Source organism: Chryseobacterium sp. Bi04 (genome assembly GCF_918698085.1).
GTDB lineage: Bacteria > Bacteroidota > Bacteroidia > Flavobacteriales > Weeksellaceae > Chryseobacterium.
Genome location: NZ_CAKKLP010000001.1, coordinates 441,047 through 458,364, shown reverse-complemented (window position 1 = coordinate 458,364; position 17,318 = coordinate 441,047). Strand labels below are relative to the sequence as shown.

At 37.0% G+C, this 17,318-nt stretch carries 18 protein-coding genes; 4 read left to right on the top strand and 14 right to left on the bottom strand.

Annotated features, from left to right (window positions below; translation table 11 throughout):
• Nucleotides 1–19 precede the first annotated feature (19 nt).
• Nucleotides 20–547, bottom strand: coding sequence for a hypothetical protein (locus LQV47_RS01960; RefSeq protein ID WP_230033228.1), 528 nt, complete (start codon nt 545–547; stop codon nt 20–22).
• 198 nt (nt 548–745) lie between these two features.
• Here LQV47_RS01960 and mnmA point away from each other — a divergent pair, with 198 nt between their 5' ends.
• Entirely contained in the window at nt 746–1,933 is a 1,188-nt protein-coding gene (gene mnmA, locus LQV47_RS01955) for a tRNA 2-thiouridine(34) synthase MnmA (RefSeq protein ID WP_230033226.1), read from the top strand.
• A gap of 65 nt (nt 1,934–1,998) precedes the next feature.
• On the opposite strand, the gene LQV47_RS01950 is transcribed toward mnmA, so the two are convergent.
• Nucleotides 1,999–3,843, bottom strand: a complete 1,845-nt coding sequence (locus tag LQV47_RS01950; RefSeq protein WP_230033224.1) for an SPFH domain-containing protein — start codon at nt 3,841–3,843, stop codon at nt 1,999–2,001.
• Nucleotides 3,844–4,117: 274 nt separating this feature from the next.
• On the opposite strand from LQV47_RS01950, the gene LQV47_RS01945 reads away from it, so the two are divergent.
• A complete protein-coding gene (locus LQV47_RS01945; RefSeq protein ID WP_230033222.1) occupies nt 4,118–4,327 on the top strand; it encodes a hypothetical protein in 210 nt (69 codons plus the stop codon).
• Between the two features lie 58 nt (nt 4,328–4,385).
• Here the strand turns inward: LQV47_RS01945 and LQV47_RS01940 are convergent, their stop codons facing one another.
• Both LQV47_RS01940 and LQV47_RS01935 read right to left on the bottom strand, forming a co-directional pair.
• A complete protein-coding gene (locus LQV47_RS01940; protein ID WP_230033220.1) occupies nt 4,386–4,736 on the bottom strand; it encodes a hypothetical protein in 351 nt (116 codons plus the stop codon).
• Nucleotides 4,737–4,759: 23 nt separating this feature from the next.
• Nucleotides 4,760–5,479, bottom strand: a complete 720-nt coding sequence (locus LQV47_RS01935) for a hypothetical protein (RefSeq protein ID WP_230033218.1) — start codon at nt 5,477–5,479, stop codon at nt 4,760–4,762.
• Between the two features lie 148 nt (nt 5,480–5,627).
• Between LQV47_RS01935 and LQV47_RS01930 the strand changes: the two genes are divergently transcribed.
• Together LQV47_RS01930 and LQV47_RS01925 are read left to right on the top strand one after the other, a co-directional pair.
• Nucleotides 5,628–6,524: a hypothetical protein gene (locus tag LQV47_RS01930; RefSeq protein ID WP_230033216.1), complete on the top strand. Its 897-nt coding sequence runs from the start codon at nt 5,628–5,630 to the stop codon at nt 6,522–6,524.
• A gap of 170 nt (nt 6,525–6,694) precedes the next feature.
• Nucleotides 6,695–7,921, top strand: coding sequence for a DUF6051 family protein (locus LQV47_RS01925; RefSeq protein ID WP_230033214.1), 1,227 nt, complete (start codon nt 6,695–6,697; stop codon nt 7,919–7,921).
• Between the two features lie 201 nt (nt 7,922–8,122).
• Here the strand turns inward: LQV47_RS01925 and LQV47_RS01920 are convergent, their stop codons facing one another.
• The 10 genes from LQV47_RS01920 to LQV47_RS01875 all read right to left on the bottom strand — a co-directional run bounded on the left by LQV47_RS01920 (nt 8,123) and on the right by LQV47_RS01875 (nt 17,318).
• Complete coding sequence (locus tag LQV47_RS01920) at nt 8,123–8,866, bottom strand: LytTR family DNA-binding domain-containing protein (RefSeq protein ID WP_230033212.1); 744 nt, start codon at nt 8,864–8,866, stop codon at nt 8,123–8,125.
• Between the two features lie 58 nt (nt 8,867–8,924).
• Nucleotides 8,925–9,200, bottom strand: a complete 276-nt coding sequence (locus LQV47_RS01915; RefSeq protein ID WP_230033210.1) for a 2TM domain-containing protein — start codon at nt 9,198–9,200, stop codon at nt 8,925–8,927.
• A 22-nt stretch (nt 9,201–9,222) separates the two neighbouring features.
• A complete protein-coding gene (locus tag LQV47_RS01910; RefSeq protein ID WP_230033208.1) occupies nt 9,223–9,519 on the bottom strand; it encodes a 2TM domain-containing protein in 297 nt (98 codons plus the stop codon).
• A gap of 242 nt (nt 9,520–9,761) precedes the next feature.
• Entirely contained in the window at nt 9,762–10,331 is a 570-nt protein-coding gene (locus LQV47_RS01905; RefSeq protein WP_230033206.1) for an isoprenylcysteine carboxylmethyltransferase family protein, read from the bottom strand.
• A 47-nt stretch (nt 10,332–10,378) separates the two neighbouring features.
• Nucleotides 10,379–10,690: a 2TM domain-containing protein gene (locus LQV47_RS01900; protein WP_230033204.1), complete on the bottom strand. Its 312-nt coding sequence runs from the start codon at nt 10,688–10,690 to the stop codon at nt 10,379–10,381.
• Nucleotides 10,677–12,008: a 2TM domain-containing protein gene (locus tag LQV47_RS01895; protein WP_230033202.1), complete on the bottom strand. Its 1,332-nt coding sequence runs from the start codon at nt 12,006–12,008 to the stop codon at nt 10,677–10,679. Before LQV47_RS01895 ends, LQV47_RS01900 begins: the two co-directional genes overlap by 14 nt.
• Nucleotides 12,009–12,186: 178 nt before the next feature.
• Nucleotides 12,187–12,846, bottom strand: coding sequence for a hypothetical protein (locus LQV47_RS01890; RefSeq protein ID WP_230033200.1), 660 nt, complete (start codon nt 12,844–12,846; stop codon nt 12,187–12,189).
• A gap of 49 nt (nt 12,847–12,895) precedes the next feature.
• Complete coding sequence (locus LQV47_RS01885) at nt 12,896–15,133, bottom strand: TonB-dependent receptor (RefSeq protein ID WP_230033199.1); 2,238 nt, start codon at nt 15,131–15,133, stop codon at nt 12,896–12,898.
• Nucleotides 15,134–15,342: 209 nt separating this feature from the next.
• Nucleotides 15,343–16,557, bottom strand: coding sequence for a TCR/Tet family MFS transporter (locus tag LQV47_RS01880; protein WP_230033197.1), 1,215 nt, complete (start codon nt 16,555–16,557; stop codon nt 15,343–15,345).
• Nucleotides 16,558–16,592: 35 nt separating this feature from the next.
• Nucleotides 16,593–17,318, bottom strand: coding sequence for an alpha/beta fold hydrolase (locus LQV47_RS01875; protein WP_230033195.1), 726 nt, complete (start codon nt 17,316–17,318; stop codon nt 16,593–16,595).

Sequence of the window (17,318 nt, the reverse complement as noted above, 5' to 3'; positions counted from 1 at the left end):
CATTCGCAGATAAGCATCATTATAACCCCACTACAAATCCTATATTAGGAATCAGCCCGCTTGAAAATACACTTGAATTTTCTTTATAAAGCACATTATACATCAACCCGATCTGCATAAAAGAATTATTACCTATTCTCTGCATATATCCTCCTCCAAGATAGAGCGCATTTTCTTCTTCATTGTATTTATAATCGTAGTATTTGTCTTTATAATTAATAAAATAATGTTGAAAATTGGCTCCCAGATAAAACGATCTTGCAATATAATAATTCACAAACGGGCCTACTCCAAACATCGTAGACTTATAATAATCTGAAGTCTGCCATGAAACACTCCCTACAACTCCTCCTTCAAGATCTTCGGTAAGCCTGTATCCTACTCTTGGAGATGCCTGCAGGTAAAAAGAACTGTTGCTTCCAAAACCCACACCTATTCCTCCTCCAAAAGTCCATCTGTTGGTTTCCTGAGTGGGTGTTCCGACTGAAATCTGGGAAAAAACTGATCCTGAGCATATCAGCATCAATGGAATAATAAACTTTTTCATATGTATCTATATTTTGTATAAGGTAATTTATCAATTTCCTCCTGCATTAGTGTTAAAAACTTCGTTAGTCTTGTTTTCTATCTTAACATCGTTTTTATCAATGTTTAAAATTATGGTTTTTTTACGAATTTTTTTAATTGTATTTTTGCCGCATCAAACTAAGAACTCCCGTTAAGAGTTTCGTAAAATTGAAATAAAATGAAAATAGTAGTAGGCCTCTCCGGAGGTGTAGATTCTAGTGTTACAGCATATTTGCTGCAACAGCAAGGTCACGAAGTTGTGGCTTTATTTATGAGGAACTGGAATGACGCTTCCGTAACGTTAGAAGATGAATGTCCCTGGATTGAGGACAGCAATGATGCATTAATGGTCGCTCAGAAGCTGGGGATTCCTTTCCAGGTGATTGATATGAGCGAGCTTTATAAGGAACGTATTGTAGATTATATGTTTGCGGAATATGAGAAAGGAAGAACTCCGAATCCTGATGTTTTGTGTAACAGAGAAGTAAAGTTCGATGTTTTTATGAAAACAGCCATGTCTTTAGGTGCTGATAAGGTAGCTACGGGACATTATGCAAGAGTGAATTCCACTTTTGACGAAAACGGTAAAGAAATTTTCCATCTTTTGGCAGGAAAAGACAATAATAAAGATCAGTCTTATTTTCTTTGCCAGCTGAGCCAGGACCAACTGTCAAAGGCGTTGTTCCCAATTGGAGAGCTTACAAAGCCTCAGGTGAGGGAAATCGCCAAAGAAATAGGATTGGTAACAGCCGATAAAAAAGATTCTCAGGGATTATGTTTTATTGGAAAAGTAAGTCTTCCTCAGTTTTTACAACAACAGCTAAAGCCTAAAGAGGGGGAGATTGTAGAAATTTTCAAAGATTCTCCTTTATTTTCAGAAGAAATACCGGAATTTTCCTCCAAAGAGGAAGAGCTTCAATTTTTGTCGAGAAAAATCAATTATAAAAAAGCGGACGGAAAAGTAATCGGAAAGCATCAGGGGGCTCAGTTTTTCACCATTGGACAAAGCAAGGGTCTTGGAATAGGCGGTCATAAAGAAAGCTGTTTTATTGTATCGAGAGATATGGAAAACAACATCATCTTTGTAGGTGAAGGAAGCCATTTTCCAGGACTGTACAAAAAAGCGTTAAAAATAGACAATGCCGAGCTGCACTGGGTACGTGAAGACATGAAACTGAAAAATGGTGAATCTATGGAGGTAATGTCGAGATTCAGATACCGACAGTCTTTGCAGAAGGCTACTTTATATCAGTTTGAAGATGCTTTTTATATTGAATTTGAGGAATCTCAGTCTGCCATTGCTGAAGGGCAGTTTGCCTCTTGGTATATAGATGACGAACTTATCGGAAGTGGTGTGATATCTTAACCACACTCTTAAAAGTATAAAACCCCGGGTAATTATCCCGGGGTTCTTTTTTTAGTTACAGTTTTTTATGTCGACATATCGTCAAAATTTCTTTTTTCAGGCTTTTTTGTCATCATTTTTTTTGTTTCTACCTGTTCCAGAATCTTCAGTCCCAGCAATCCGCTGATTCCTCCGTTAGCTGCATCTCCGCTTCCACCGATCAATACATCCGGCATTATTTTTACATTCTGATTGGCAATAGATTCCATAATTTTTAATTGTGTGAAATTTTCGTCACCCATTGCATCAACAGACAGCTTATATGATTCAGCATTCGACTTACCAATCGCGAGTATTTTCTCTGCTTCAGCATTACCCATTAATGAGATCTGCTCAGCATTGGCCTTGGCAAGCAGCCTTGTTTTTTCTGCTTCACCATTGGCTTTTTTCACCACTGCTGCTGCTACTCTTTCAGCAATTAATACCCCCTGATCTGCCGTTACAATTTCTTTCTGTATATCGGCAACCGCAGTTTCTTTTTCTAAGCTCTGTCGTGTTTCCTGAGCCAGTTTCTGCATTTCAAAGGTTGTTTTCTGTTCTTCCGCAATCTTTCGGTCTGTGAGGGTCTTCATGAGTGTTTCCGGGGGAACAATATCTCCTATCAGTGTATCAACTGCTGAAACGTTATATTGTTCCAGAACGCTGCTGATATGATCTCTGGCAGACTGCTGCCGTTCTTTACGGGTTCCGAGAAAAGCAATTACATCACTGTCCTGAGCAGAATTTCTGAAATAATTTCCTATTGTAGGTTCCAGAACCTGCCCAACAAGATTAATCATATTTCCAAAGCGTGCGATCACTTTCGGGGCCTCATTGGAAGGGATATGAATGATTTGGGAGACATCCAGGTCGAAAGGAAATCCGTCTTTGCTTCGAACGGTAATGGTCGAAAGGTTTTTGTCCAGCTGATGAGCTTCACTCCTCGCTGATGCCCAGTTCAATACAAGATTCGTGGTCGGAACCAGTTCTGTTTTCATAATATAAGGATTTATCGGATATTTTCCCGGTCCTAGCGGCTCACCCCAAACTCCTTTATAGCCTCTTTCCACTATATTGCCGTGTTTAAATTCTATTCCACTCAAGTCTTTTCCCTCTTCTCCTACATAGCTGATGACCACTCCTACTGAACCAATCGGAATTTCAGTCATCTTTACCATTTCAAGTTTTACAAACCAGGGGTTCAGGAAATAAGATCCTGCAAGAATCACCTGCTCCTGAAGACCTTTATATCCGCCACTGTTTAAGAAAACATCTACATCCTGAAATTTATTATGCTCGCCGATTATTTTTCCGGCAATCTGCCCCTCTTCAAGAGGTTTTCCTTCTAAAGTTGTGATAATGCCTACTGCGTTATCAGGAATTTGAGTCATATCCGTAAGAGAAACCTCAAACAATAAGGTATTTATTCTATAGGAGCCGGGAGCAATGATGGCGGTTTGTCGCCCTTTCCGGCCTCCGTTTTTTAGGAAGGCTTCGGCATCCTGAAAAGAATCACATTCTACTTTTCTGCCCAAAATCCGGCCTGTTTCCAGCTCATGTCCATCTCTGGCCAAAATAAGTCCTATCTGCCCCGTCGGCACAATAGTAAAAGACTGAAAGTGAATAGAATACTGCCATATCCATTTCCAGAAATAAATCCCGGGTGCCAGTGTCTGAGCCTGAAATCCTGCTTCTCCGTTGGTCGCAATGATACGTCCTTCCGGTAATTCCTGCCTTCCCAGCAAAACAAACTTCTTGGTAACCAACCCTATTTTATCTTCCGGCACAATTACCAATCCAAAGAAAACCCTTAGTATGAATTTGTAGAAAACAAAACCAAAGAGAATGATAACTGCTGGGATAAACCATACTGACTGTAAAATATTTTCCATGATCATAATTTTTTTATTATGTATTATTACTCAAATGTCTTTTGATTTAAAAATATAAAAGTCTTTTTTTTATGTTTTTCAGAATTATATTGATCTTAAAATTGTCTTATTGTAAAAAATAAATGCCATTTCTGAAGGAAAATTATCAAGGCGAGGCTATAAAAATTCGTATTTCAGAGAAGAATAATGATGTAATGAAAAAAGAGATTTTTTTTTCTGTAACGTTTGTCAAATTGTTGTACTTACTGAGTAAATAACATTAAAAAATATTCCTATGAAAACGACTGCAAAAAAACTGTATGCTTATGCAAACCATATTCTAATCTCTTTGGTATCTACCGTTTTTGGCTACAACCTGTATCAGGCCATTGTACATCCCGACCATTCAAATATTGGATTAAGTATCATTTTGATGGTTCTTACTTCTATTATGGTCCGAAAATATGGCTACCACTCAACAAGGAAAGAACAGAAAGACATTTAATAAGTCATATAGATGAGCCCGAAGCTATTGTGTTTTCGGGTTTATTTTTTTAAGTCAACTACTTCGTGTTATTCTTGAAGTAATATTGAATAACTGATGCTCCTGCAATACATTCAATGATCAGGATCATCACTAAAAACCCAATAGGCTTACCCAGCATCAGTCCCCTGATCAGTTTTAAAATGCCTAATCCAAAAATGAAAGCCAGCCCATAAAAAGTTACTTTTGAAACAGCTTCATGAAATAGCCTCAGCATAGAAATGGAAGCATAAAATCCCAGTAAAAGAAAGATATATAATTTTAGAAATTCAGGACCTTTTAAAAAAATGGGATTCAATGTCTGACATTCTTCCACAAGCCATGTAAAACTGATGATAAACGGAACTAAATGGATGATATATTTTTTCATAATTACTGTTTTAATTGATACTTTTACCCGCCACATCCTCCGCATCCACCACAACCGCCTCCGCAGCCTCCTCCACAACTGCTTCCTCCGCTACAGCTGCTTCCGCCACAACCTGTTCCGGAATCATTGCCGTTTTTAGCTTTATTTTCCTGAAATGTGTTAGCAATGGCACTGATGATAAAAATGACAGCTATTGAAAGTATCACCGACCCCAGTGTGATGACAATCTCACCAAGACAGGATGACAGTGTTGTAAGAATGATCAGTAACGGTATGAAGCGAAGCCTCTTCCACCAGCTGCTCCAATATTGCTTTTTTCTTTGCTGAAACCAGATATCGGCTGGGGCGTCCAATTGGAAAATCTCTTTATAGCTTTTCAGGGTTTCTGAAAACCAATCCCGGTGTTTTGTTGTTTCCTTTGTTCCTCCTTTTGAAGGATGATGATGAAGCTTTCTTTTTAAAATGTGAGGACAAAACTCATCCCAGTAATTTTGGGTGTAAATCAAATGCATGTGCCATACTTTATCCACTATTTTGCTTGGAGAGGCTCCATTGGGAAGAATACAGCAGAGGTAAACAAACTTTTTATATTCTTCAATTGCTTTTCGGGCAAAATCCAAAGTCCAGTTTTCTTCTTTTGCCAGCTTTTTTGAGAAAGGAAAATCGGCATCAGGAGCATCTAAGGAAAATCCCTGGATCCTGTTCCAAAGAAATTCGTCTTGTAATACCATTTTTGTTTCCATTGTCTTTATTTTAATTTTTCTACTCAAATATCAATTGATTTTAAAATATAAAAGTCTTTCAATAGTCTCATTTGAATCGATAAAAATCTTAAATTAGTCTTGCAGAATTTCGAAGTCCATCTGACTCCCGAACAAAGAAAATAAACAGATGAAAAAAGAAGATATTTTACATCTTGAGAAGCTCATGAACTTCTTAAGCCGGCAGTTTCTAAAGAAAAACCATTGGCAAGACGTTACCAAAACGGAATGGTCTTACATCAGTGCAGAAATTAACGATCTGGTTATCAACGATTATGCTGAAAAAGAGATCAAAAAAAACCCTGACCTCCTGGGGTTAAACTACCTTTATGAGCATCTGATTATCAATAAACTAAAGAAATACCATCACAATGAAAATGCCGTTTTAAGCCGTCCCAATCTGGCAAAAATAAGTTTGATTGTCAGAGTTCTGGGTTATTCAAATTACATAGATTTCATTAATTCCAATACGGAAGCTTTCAATTTTAATGATCTTAAAATTGATATGAATAATGCAGCTCTGAATACCACTCTTTTAGACCATTTAGTGGGATGCTGGTATTCTTATAACAGAAATCTTCCTGAGAACCCTTTACAGGCAAAAGAAGACAGAATCTGGCGTTCTGCGACAGAGATCTACAAATCTGAAACTACGGGAGAATATTTTGTTGAGAGAAGCGGAGGTGACCACCATAAGTATTTCGGGAAAGTGACCGCTTATTCGGATTATGTTTTTATTATTATGAACAGCAATACTTTTATCCGGCAGAGACACTTCGTTTCAAGAATTAAAGATATCAAGGAAAAGCTTAAAAACCCTGACTATAAACTGCATGAACTTCACTTTATCAGCACCTGTATCAGTTTTAATCAGGAACCCATTGCTTTATTTGAAATTTTCAGGAAAGCAGACCGGAAAAATTTCATTACAGACTCCATCAGCTTTCCGATAGACAGTGACGAGATTCCCGAAACCATAGTAAAACAGCTTGAAGACACTGAAGCTAACAGGATTGATTACAGATAGTTAAACGAAATAATACAGGGCCTGATATCCGGGATAAGAGATTAGGTCTGGAGGTACAGTATAAGACTGTTCTTCTATGCCTAGAATATATTTAAACGCTTACAATCTGTGTATTACAGTAATAATTACATACATTAATAGTTCTAATTATAAGCCTTAATTATCTTATTATGGAATATTATGAATTATATGAGGTTTTGAAAAGTCATTTTGATTCTAAAAAAGGGTTTACAGAGATAAAGGATTTAAATGTGACCATAGAGTCTATCCCCTTTTTATCAAAAGCCTCAGGTTTACTGTATGGATCTTCTACTGCTGAATGCCTGAAACATCACCCTCAACCGGAGATCAATGAGAATGCATATTTGGTTTATCATCAGCCATCGATAGATACAAAGGATTTTGACATCAGCTGTAATCAAAGTTTTGAATATTATATTCTTAAAAGGGCCGATATAAAAACAGCGAAAGGAAGTATTATTTTTTTTCACGGGCTTAATGAAAAGAAATGGGATAAATATCTGCCGTGGGCTTATGAACTGGCTCAAAGAACTCATAAGGCAGTTATTCTGTTTCCCATAGCCTTTCATATGAACCGTGCTGATCCTATCTGGAGTGACCGCCAGCATATGACAGATATTGTCAATTTCAGGAGAAAAAGATATCCTGAAAACACTAATTATTCTTTTGTAAATGCAGCAATAAGTTCCAGGCTGGAAGCCCATCCGCAAAGAATTTTCTGGTCAGGATTACAGACGTATTCAGATATCATTGAAGTGATAAAAGACATTAAAAACAACAAAATAAAAAGTATTGCTGCGGATGCCGGTTTAGACTTATTTGGATATTCTATAGGCTCGTTTCTTTCCATGATTATTAAAATGGCTGATCCTGGAGGCTACTTTTCCCAGTCCAGGCTTTTCTGTTTCTGTGGAGGAATGACCATTGACAGAATGTTTCCGATTTCAAAATATATTATGGATGCTCAGGCAGCCATTAAAGTACAGTCTGCATTTACGGAGTTATTAATTTCAGATTTTAAGACTGACAAACGGTTAAAGCATTACCAAAATGAGGATTTACATCCACAGGAAAGCTGGTTTAAAAAGATGCTCAGATATAATTATTTCCAAAAAGAAAGGGAAGACAGAATCCGGGAGCTTCAGTCCCAGATAAAGGTATATGTACTGAAACAGGATGACGTTGCCCCTCCTATTGAGGCTTTGAATACGCTACAAGGTGGTTACAGGGATATTGATGTAGAGGTTGAAATAAAAGATTTCCCTTTTGAATATTCTCACATGGTTCCTTTCCCACTCACTCATAAAAATAAGAAAGAAGTTACTAAAGGGTTTCACGAGTTTGTAAAGTCAGCCAGTGATTTTTACGGGCAATAAGCTCATCAAAATCTATACTTTTAAAGGCAGTAAAAGGTTAACTTTGAGGATAAAAGATCTCAAGGAAAAATTTAAAAAATAAAATAATAAGGTCCATGGCTATGTTTTTAGTTGGTTAAAAATTTACGTAAAAAGTTCCTGTAAACACCTGAAAATATTACCGTTTTATTTCAAAAATTCAAGTTTCAGGATTAAACAGGCCTAACTTACCAGCCAATCTTTAAAGTCTTTGACCCGGTCTCTGCTTACTGTAATTTCATCCTCCGGCTGAAATGTAAGGTCCACTTTATAATATGGTGAAGTATGGATATTTTTAATAAAATCAGAATTGACAATAAACTGCCTGTTTACTCTGAAAAACTTTTTATCTTCCAGAATATCTTCCAGCTCATCCAATGTAAAATCTGAAGGATAGGTCCGTTCCTGGGTCTGGAGGTATACAATTTTGTTTTCACTGAAAAAGCAGCTTATTTCCTCTGTCTGCACAATCTTAAGGTTGTATCCGATCTTTACCAACACTCTGGAAAGGGTAGATTTTTCCTTTTTGATCAGCTGCTTGATATCTTGGGAGCCTGTTGTATTGTCTGCCGGAATAAATGATTTAAATTTCTCCACAGCTCCTGAAAGATCTTCTTCCAATATAGGTTTTAAGAGGTAGTCTATACTGTTTAATTTAAATGCTTTCAGGGTGTACTGATCAAAAGCTGTTGTATAAATAATAAAACCTTTGGTGGGTATTTTTTCAAAAATATCGAAAGACAGCCCATCCCCTAAAACAATGTCTGAAAATATCAGCTGGGGATGTTCATTTTCCGTGAACCAGCCAACCCCTTCTTCCACAGATTCTATTTTAGCAACTACCTCAATATCAGTAAAGTTACTTAGCATTCTTTCTAATTTTCTTGAAGCAGGTTTTTCATCTTCGATAATGACAGTTCTGATCATCGGGTTATTCGTTTTAATTCAGATTTTAGGAAATAAAGTTAAATAAAAGCAGACAGTTTTAAAAATCTATAGGCTTTTTGTTTTTTCCAAGCTCTTTCTGGATGAGTTCTTTCTCCCATTCAGCATCAAAAACAAATAGCTTTACTGCTTTTACTGTAAGAATTACCGCCCATATCACCAGAAAGATATGCCCGCTGAATAGGTTAATTCCTACAAAATGATCTTTCAAAAAATCATTAAAAAGGATGATTCCTGCAATGATACCAAACCATAAAAGGCTTTTATAGAACTTTCTGATCTTGTTAACTCTTTCGTATGCTGTATTGTAATCCATGATTCTTAAATGTTTTAAATTATTATAGTGTTTTTGTTTTTCCTTTCTCCTCAGCCATTAATTCTCTGATCTTTTTTTCTTCCCAATTTTTTCCGATTCCGAATACACTGATGGCATGAAAAGCTATTCCAATTCCCCAACCCAACATTGGCCATAAAAACCATAGATACCCGGGAGCCGTTAAAAGATTCAGTGCTGCCAAAAAAGGAATGACCAAGCAGAACGAACTAAGGTTACCATAGAATTCTTTTAATTCTTTTACTCTTTTTGAAGCTTTTTCGTAAGCTATTGTTTCTTTACCGGATGATAAAATTTCCATAACGTATTGTTTTTAAGGTTAGTAATTTGTTTTTGTTGGGTCAAATGTATGAAGGAAAACAACCCTGAATCAACTTTATATTACTGAACGGTAGAAAATGCTAACCGAATGGTAGAAGTTCGGGAATTAATAAAGATATTATTTGGAAAACGAGGGACTACAAAGGGATCTCGCTCATTCAGAAAGATTCAGGATTGAAGTTTGGATTCAATAAAACCGTGGAGAAATGATAAGAGTGGTGATTAATAGATAAACGGGATAAGCTTCTTTGTTCTTTTTCTGTATTCAATGTATTCTTCTCCGAATTGTTCTACAAGAGCCTGTTCTTCAATTTTTATTCTGTAAGCAAAGGCTAAAAACGGAGGAATAAAAGCAAAAATCAATGAAATCCAATTGTTTAAATACAATCCTAATCCCAAAGATGTCAACAAGGAAAAGGCATAGGAAGGATGTCTCAGGTATTGGTAAAATCCTTCTTTTTTGATCTGATGATCCTGTCTTATAGTCACGTCTACGGTAAAGTATTTCCCTAAGGACCTGATGATGATGAACCTAAAAAGTATTCCGGTAATAATAAATAACTCCCCTATATACAGTATCCAGCTTCCTTTAACCACCGGAAGATGGATATAATGGGAAATCATTATGGAAGAAGCTATTGAGAAGGGAATGGCCAGCCACAAAATGTTCAAAGTAGATTTATCTTTATTCTTTTGATCTTCTTTATTGGATTTCAATATGTTTTTATACAAGAACTCACTCAGAAACCAAATACCCATAGAAACATTAAATACGATTTGCAGTGTATCCATTTTGTTTATTTTTTTAGGATTAAGATATATTTATACCCTCCCCATGATCAGTCTTCTTTAGGGTGCTGCTTTTCCATCAGTTTCCTGATCTTTTTATCTTCCCATTTTTTCATAAAGTTAGTTTTGGGTATAAAAACCGTTACAGCATGTGCTAAGAGACCAATTCCCCAAAATATTGCTGTAAAGAAGTTTTTAAACTGAAAATAACTTTCTCCAGGCTTCAGATTGGCATAATTATACACAACAATCATCGCATTGACAGCAATATAAGCAAATAGATGACCATAAAAGCCTCTTAATCTGTCTACCTGTTTTTTAGCGAGCTGGTATTGAATATCATTTTCGTCAAATGTTTCCATTATTTCTGTTTTTTTGTTGATTCATAATTTCTCTAATCTTCTTTTCCTGCCAGGATTCTCCGATTCCGAAAACCTGAAATGCGTGGGAAGCCAGGCCAATTCCCCAACCCAGTGCCGGAAACCAAAACCAGTGGCTGCGGCTTCCTGTAAAGAGATTGATAAAGATTAAAAAGGGAATAATAATACAATAAGAAATCAGGTTGGTATAAAATCCTTTAATTTCTTTTACTCTTTTCTGTGCTCTTTTGTATGCTTTTATTTCATCATCAGGTTTTACACTGACAATATTAGGCTTAGCGGAAAGCATCGGAAGTTTTACTTTAAAATAATCATCTGATTTTTCAATAAAAACATTCTTTCTGGTAAGGAGAGCATACCGCTGTACAATATTGGAAAGTCCTATCCCCGAGCTTTCTTTGATCTGCTCCCTGAACTGAAGGTTATTTTCAATGCAGAGAATTCCCCCATCCGAAAATATTCTGATGACCAGAGGTTTTGAGGAAGTAGCAAAATTATGTTTGATACAGTTTTCCAATAATAGCTGGAGCGACAGTGGAACTACATATTTCTGATAGTCTTCCTGGGCAACATCGAAGACAAAATCTACGCTGTCTTCAAATCTTGTTTTTAAAAGATTACAATAGGTTTTTGCAAATTCTATTTCGTCTTCTACCGTCACCAGCTCTTTATCTTTCTGCTCAAGTACATACCGGTAAATCTTTGACATTGAAGCGGTAAACTTCTGTGCCTGCTGTGGATTCTCATCAATCAGAGCACTGAGGACATTTAATGAATTAAAAAGAAAGTGAGGGTCCAGCTGGTTTTTTAAACTCTCAAACTGTGCATTGGCAGACTTTGCAATAAGCTTCTGCTCCACCACTTCTTTCCGGGAAGTTTTCTTCAGTTCCTCCATAAATCCTTTTGCATGGAGAAAGGCCGAAATAAGCAGGGCTACATTGATGGTAAACCAATTGATAAAATTATATTTCTCCGAAAAAAAAACTTCTGTAGTCACCGCTTTCTGGATCAGCACAAAATTGACATAATTACAAAAATAAACCAGCGCAAAATTCAGGATAAGAATAGAGGCAATACTTAAAACTGCTCTTTTCGTGGTGGCTTCTGCCCAGGGAATTTTTTTATTCAGAAAGCTGTTAAGCATTCCGTTTCCTCCTCCCAACACGAAAGAATACAGCATAGAAATAAGGATTGTATACAGGAAATTCTCCATGGTCTTTTCTGATGTAAAGGCAAAAAAGAAAAACATAGATACGGCCAGAGAGACCCAAAACAGTGTTATAAAATTATTACGCTTCATGATCGTTTTCTTAGCTCAAAATTAGTTTTTATTAAAGGTATCAAAAATTATTTCTTACCGAAAGGCCTGTTTTTCATCCTGAATGGTATCAAAAAACCTTCATGGGATGAAGGTTTTTTGAATGGTTAGTTTTTGGGACTTAAAGTACAGCTATTTTCAGCTCTCTTCCCGTTGCTTTTTATTTAGCTTTCTCAACGGGAAGACTGATAAAATATTCAGCTTCGGATCTTCCCCAATTAGGATCCAGTGCAGTCCTAGGCTTATAATTATTAAATTTAGCCAATGCTTCTTTGAACATTTCCAGTCCTTTTGTTTTACTTCCTCCATACTGTTCTGGTGTAAAATAAATGTCTTCGGCTTTGATCAATGCAACTCTGGGGTTAGCGGCATCCAGTTTTTCAGCAATATTAAGCTCTTCTGAAGCTCTTGCTCCATCTGTCATAAAACGTTGCGCAGGATTGACCATCATTCTCAGGGAAAAAGCCATTTTCTTCAGCAGATGAATTTCAGCATTATCAGCTCCGGCAAGACTCTGCGCCAGGCCCAGATATTTTTCTGCCTGCGATGCCACTCCATCAAGCTCCTGCATATTTCCGTTTCTCATCATCACTCTTCCTTTTTGAATCTGGGAAAAAGCGGCATAATAGGGAGGCAGCCACTGTGAGCTTTCTTTACTTCCTATTCTCTCAAAATCGTTGGCCAGGACCTGAAAATCCTCCGGTGTTTTACAGGTTTCTATTCTGCCAATTTTTTCAGTCATTATTTTTTCGTAATCTGTCTGAGCAAAAGCGGTTAAACTCATACAAGCTAAAGCAAAGCTTAAAAAGTATTTTTTCATTATATTATTTTTTTAAAGGTTAGTTATATTGTTGGTCTAAGGTATACTTTTATAGGTTATTATTGATAGCATCTTCTGTTTTATCTACTCCAAAGCTGATAAATGCTCCCACAAATACAAAAGTATTAACAGGGGGAACCACCGCTGAACTTCGTGAGCCATCCATGGAAAAATTGTACCCATATACATTTTTCGATCCTAAAACATTGGAAACACTTAATACCAGTACAGTAAATGCTTTTCCATCTTTCTTCCCAAGATTCGGAAGGTAGTTGATACTGAAATTAAGTGCGTTATAATCCTTCAGTCTTCCTTCATTTCTGGTATAATTAATGGCTTTTCCGTTATCAAACGTAGAAGCAATATCATAATATGGACGTCCTTTGGCGTAGGTATAAGAGAGGTTCACTCCCATTTTCCATTCCGGAATAAACCTTTTAACAACAGCTGAAAGGGTGTGTTCCGCGGCAAAATTAGGTTTTAAACTTACCGGATAATTAAGAAAATCTCTTTTTGAATCCAGAAAAGAGTAGGTAATCCAGTAATCAATATTTTTGAATGTCTTTTTGTTGTCTCTCCAAAATAGTTCTAATCCTTTTGCATATCCGTAACCGTCATTATTTAAAGCCGTCTGATTCTGCTGATTTCCCTGGGTTATATTAAATGTTTTAATCAGCTGATCATACTTTTTATAAAAAGCTTCAAGACGCAGGCTTCTTCCTTCTGAACTTCTCTGAACCTGGAAAACAAAATGCTGTGACTTCTGAAAGCCTAATTCTGCCGGGCCATTGATATATTTGCTTTCGGGATTCTGATAAAAAAGGCCGTAAGCCAAAGAGGTTGTCCAGTCTCTTGCAAGGCGGTAAGCCAATGCAAAACGGGGCGCAATATTACTTTTTCCCAGGAAAGAAGAATGCTCAGCCCTCACTCCTATTTTTGCAGACAATGCATTGCTGAATCCAAGGTCTGTTTCTACAAAAGCTGAAGAAATCAGGTCTTTATAATTCTTCTGTACACTTTCAAAATTGAGTTTCTCATCTGCATTATTGAGTTCAAACCCTCCTCTTACTGCGCTGATCTTATTAATTTTTCTTTCGAGGACCGCTTTAAAATTGATATAGTTTCCATCTGTCAACAGCTGTGTTCTATCTGATTCATTTTCATGGGTTTCTGTAGAAAAATTAAGGTTCGATTCGTTATAGGAATAGGATCCTCCTACATTTAACAGATATTTCCCGAATTTCTGCCTGAAGGACAGGTTATGATAGGTATTCTTTCCTTTGAGTCTTACCAGCCCAAAATCGTATTCCGGCTCGAGACTTTCTGACCTCACCCCCATTGTATTGGAATTGTACATTCCGTAATACTTAAAAAAGCCTCCTGATTTTGTTTTAACTCTAAAATTTAAGTCACCATTAAGTCCATGGGGAGCATCAATAAAATCTGTATTAAAATTAAGAGCTTTCTGCATCAGGCTTAAAATTGAATAGCCTACTGAGGCGCCAAAAGAGTAGTTTTTATTGGTTCCCAATTTTTGAAATCCGGCGCTCAAAAAAATAGGAGAAATCCCAATATCATAAGAGCTTTGATCGGGAAGGTCAACACTTTCCAGCATCAGCACTCCGGAAAGAGCCTGCCCGTAAAGAGCAGAGTATCCGCCACTTGAAAATATATTTCCTTTAAAAAGAGAAGTATTAAACTGGTCTCTTCCTGCAATTCCGGGGATAGAATTAGAAAAATAATTATTGATCAGACTTCCATCCATAAAAATCCTGGATTCTGTTCCTGTTCCTCCCCTGATAAAAAGGCCTCCGGATTCACCTACTTTCTGAACGCCCGGAAGATAGTTTAGTGCTGAAGATATCTGCCCATCTGCTCCTGCTGTGGTATAAATGTCAATAGGAGTAAGCAATGCTGTGGCTCTTTTCTTGTCACTTGCTTCTATAGATCCTGCAGAAACAACTACCGCATCAATTTCACTGATCTGCTCCTTCAGATCTGCATTTACAGCAACATCCTGGTTTTCAATAACAATTGATTTTTCAACGGTTTCGTATTTTGGATGTGTGAAGGTGAGGATATGGCTTCCTTTTTCGGATGTTTCAAAATAAAAATTTCCCTGCCCATCTGTTGTAGCTCCATCATAAGTATCTTTGAGTGTAACGTTTACCTCATTTATTCCCTTATTTTTAAAAGCTACCCTCCCTGAAACTTTTACCTGGGAATATGCCATTATAAAAGCTAAAAAGAAAAATAGGAATAGTAATTTTTGTCCTTGTATTTTCATGGTTATAATTTCTGGATCAAAAATATCACAAGAAATGCCTTTTTGTAAAAAAATTTTTACTGAAAGGCATTGTTTGCTTACTGAATGGAAAATTAATGAATAGGATACAGAAATCTACAACCATTTTTCCTTCGGGATGTTCTTTAAAACTGAAAGAATAGATTCTAAAAAGATAAATCTGAAGCTGTCATGATATTACTGAAATTATCCTAAGATTTTTCATTTTTTATTGCAGCATATACACAGAAACTCCCAATTGAGGCCAAAACAGAAGCTAAGACAAAAGGAGCTCCACTGAAGATCACAGGACTATGGCTAGATGTAAAATAGGCGAATACATTGGTCATTAACAAAGGTCCAAAAACAGCAGTAATACTGCCAATACTCGACAACCCTCCCTGAAGGAGCCCTTGCTTGTTGTCGGGAACCTTTGAAGAAATCACACTTTGGAGTATGGGGGTAGCCATCCCTCCTAATGCATAAGGAACCATGACGGCAAAAGCCATCCAAGATTTATTTACTAAACCAAATAATAACAGACTGACACAGTAAATAAACAAGCAAATTATGATCGATTTCTTCTGCCCCAGCTTATTGATAAATAATCCAATAAACAATCCCTGGGATATCACCATTAAAACGCCAAAAAACCCTAATGAATATCCTATCATATCCGCCTTCCAGTTAAACTTTTCCATCCCATACACATTCCAGGTGCTCTGCATTGCATGACCAGCCAAAGCGATGAATACAAATGCAATAATCAATGTTGGGGCCAGTATCTCTTTTTTAATACTTTTAATAGCTCCTATGGGATTGGCAGTTTTCCAGGAAAAAGGCCTTCTGTTACTTTCTTTAAGAGATTCGGGGAGAACAAAAACGCCATACATAAAATTAAGAAGGCTCAGCCCGGCGGCGGCATAGAAAGGGATTCGTTCACCATATTGCCCCAGCAGTCCTCCAATCACAGGTCCTATGATTAAACCAAGTCCGGCAACAGCACTTATCATTCCGAAATTCTGACTTTTCTTTTCAGGAGTACTGATATCTGAAATATATGCGGTAGCGGTAGTCATACTGGATCCCATAATTCCTGTTATTATCCGTCCTACAAATAACCACATCAGGTTTGGTGCAAATGCAAGAATCAGATAATCTATTCCGAGTCCCAATAGAGACCATAAAAGTACAGGTCTCCGTCCGAAACGGTCACTGAGATTCCCAAGGATTGGGGCAAATATAAACTGCATTAAAGCATATATGGATATAAACCAGCCTATATATTGTGTTGTAGTACTTAAATCTCCGTTTGAGAGCTTTAAAATAAGGGTAGGCAGCACGGGAGCAACGATCCCTATTCCAATGATATCAATCAGGATGGTAATAAAAATAAAAACTAATGCGTAATCTTTTTTTGTTTGCATAAGCAGGGTTATTTTTTAAGGTAAGTATGAATATTTTACGATTTCGCCGTCGCTGCATTCATTAGATTTTTAATGACTTGTGCCAGGTAATTGAAGTTTTGATTGATAAAGAAATGGTTCCCATTTACGATCTGGCATTCACATTCTGCTTCAGTATAATGGTTCCAGTTTCTTATATTCAATGCATATCGTTCATTTTTTCCCATCACCGCAAAAACAGGAGTCTTTATTTTTTCATCAAACGGAATATTTTCCTTGTCTTCCAGCAGTCCGAAGTCTGCTCTGAGTACGGGCTCAAAAAAATCCAGCAATTCTTCAAATTCCATGACTTCATCCGAAAGTCCACCCAATTTTCGTACTTCGGCAAAAAATTCTGTTCTTGGCAGTCCGGCAATAGGCGGGTTATTTTTTATTTTGGGTCCGGGATATCCTGTGGGGACAAAATAAGCGGGAGCATCCATAGATTCTTCCATTGCAAAGCAAATTTCATGTCCTAAAATAGCTCCCATACTATGTCCGTATATGAGATATGGAACTTCTTTTTTCCGTGCTTTTTTTACCTGACTCAGCAGATCTGCTACAGCGTCCTGTTTGTTTTTTAAAAAGGATTCTGCCATACGATCTCCTCTACCCGGAAGCTCAGGGGTTTCTACCTCAAAAAAGGGTTCTAGGCCTTCAATTAGCGGGCGAAAAGAATTTTTGTCTCCGCCTGCGTAATGCAGTAAAAATACTTGTGGTTTATATGATGTTGTTCTGTTCAT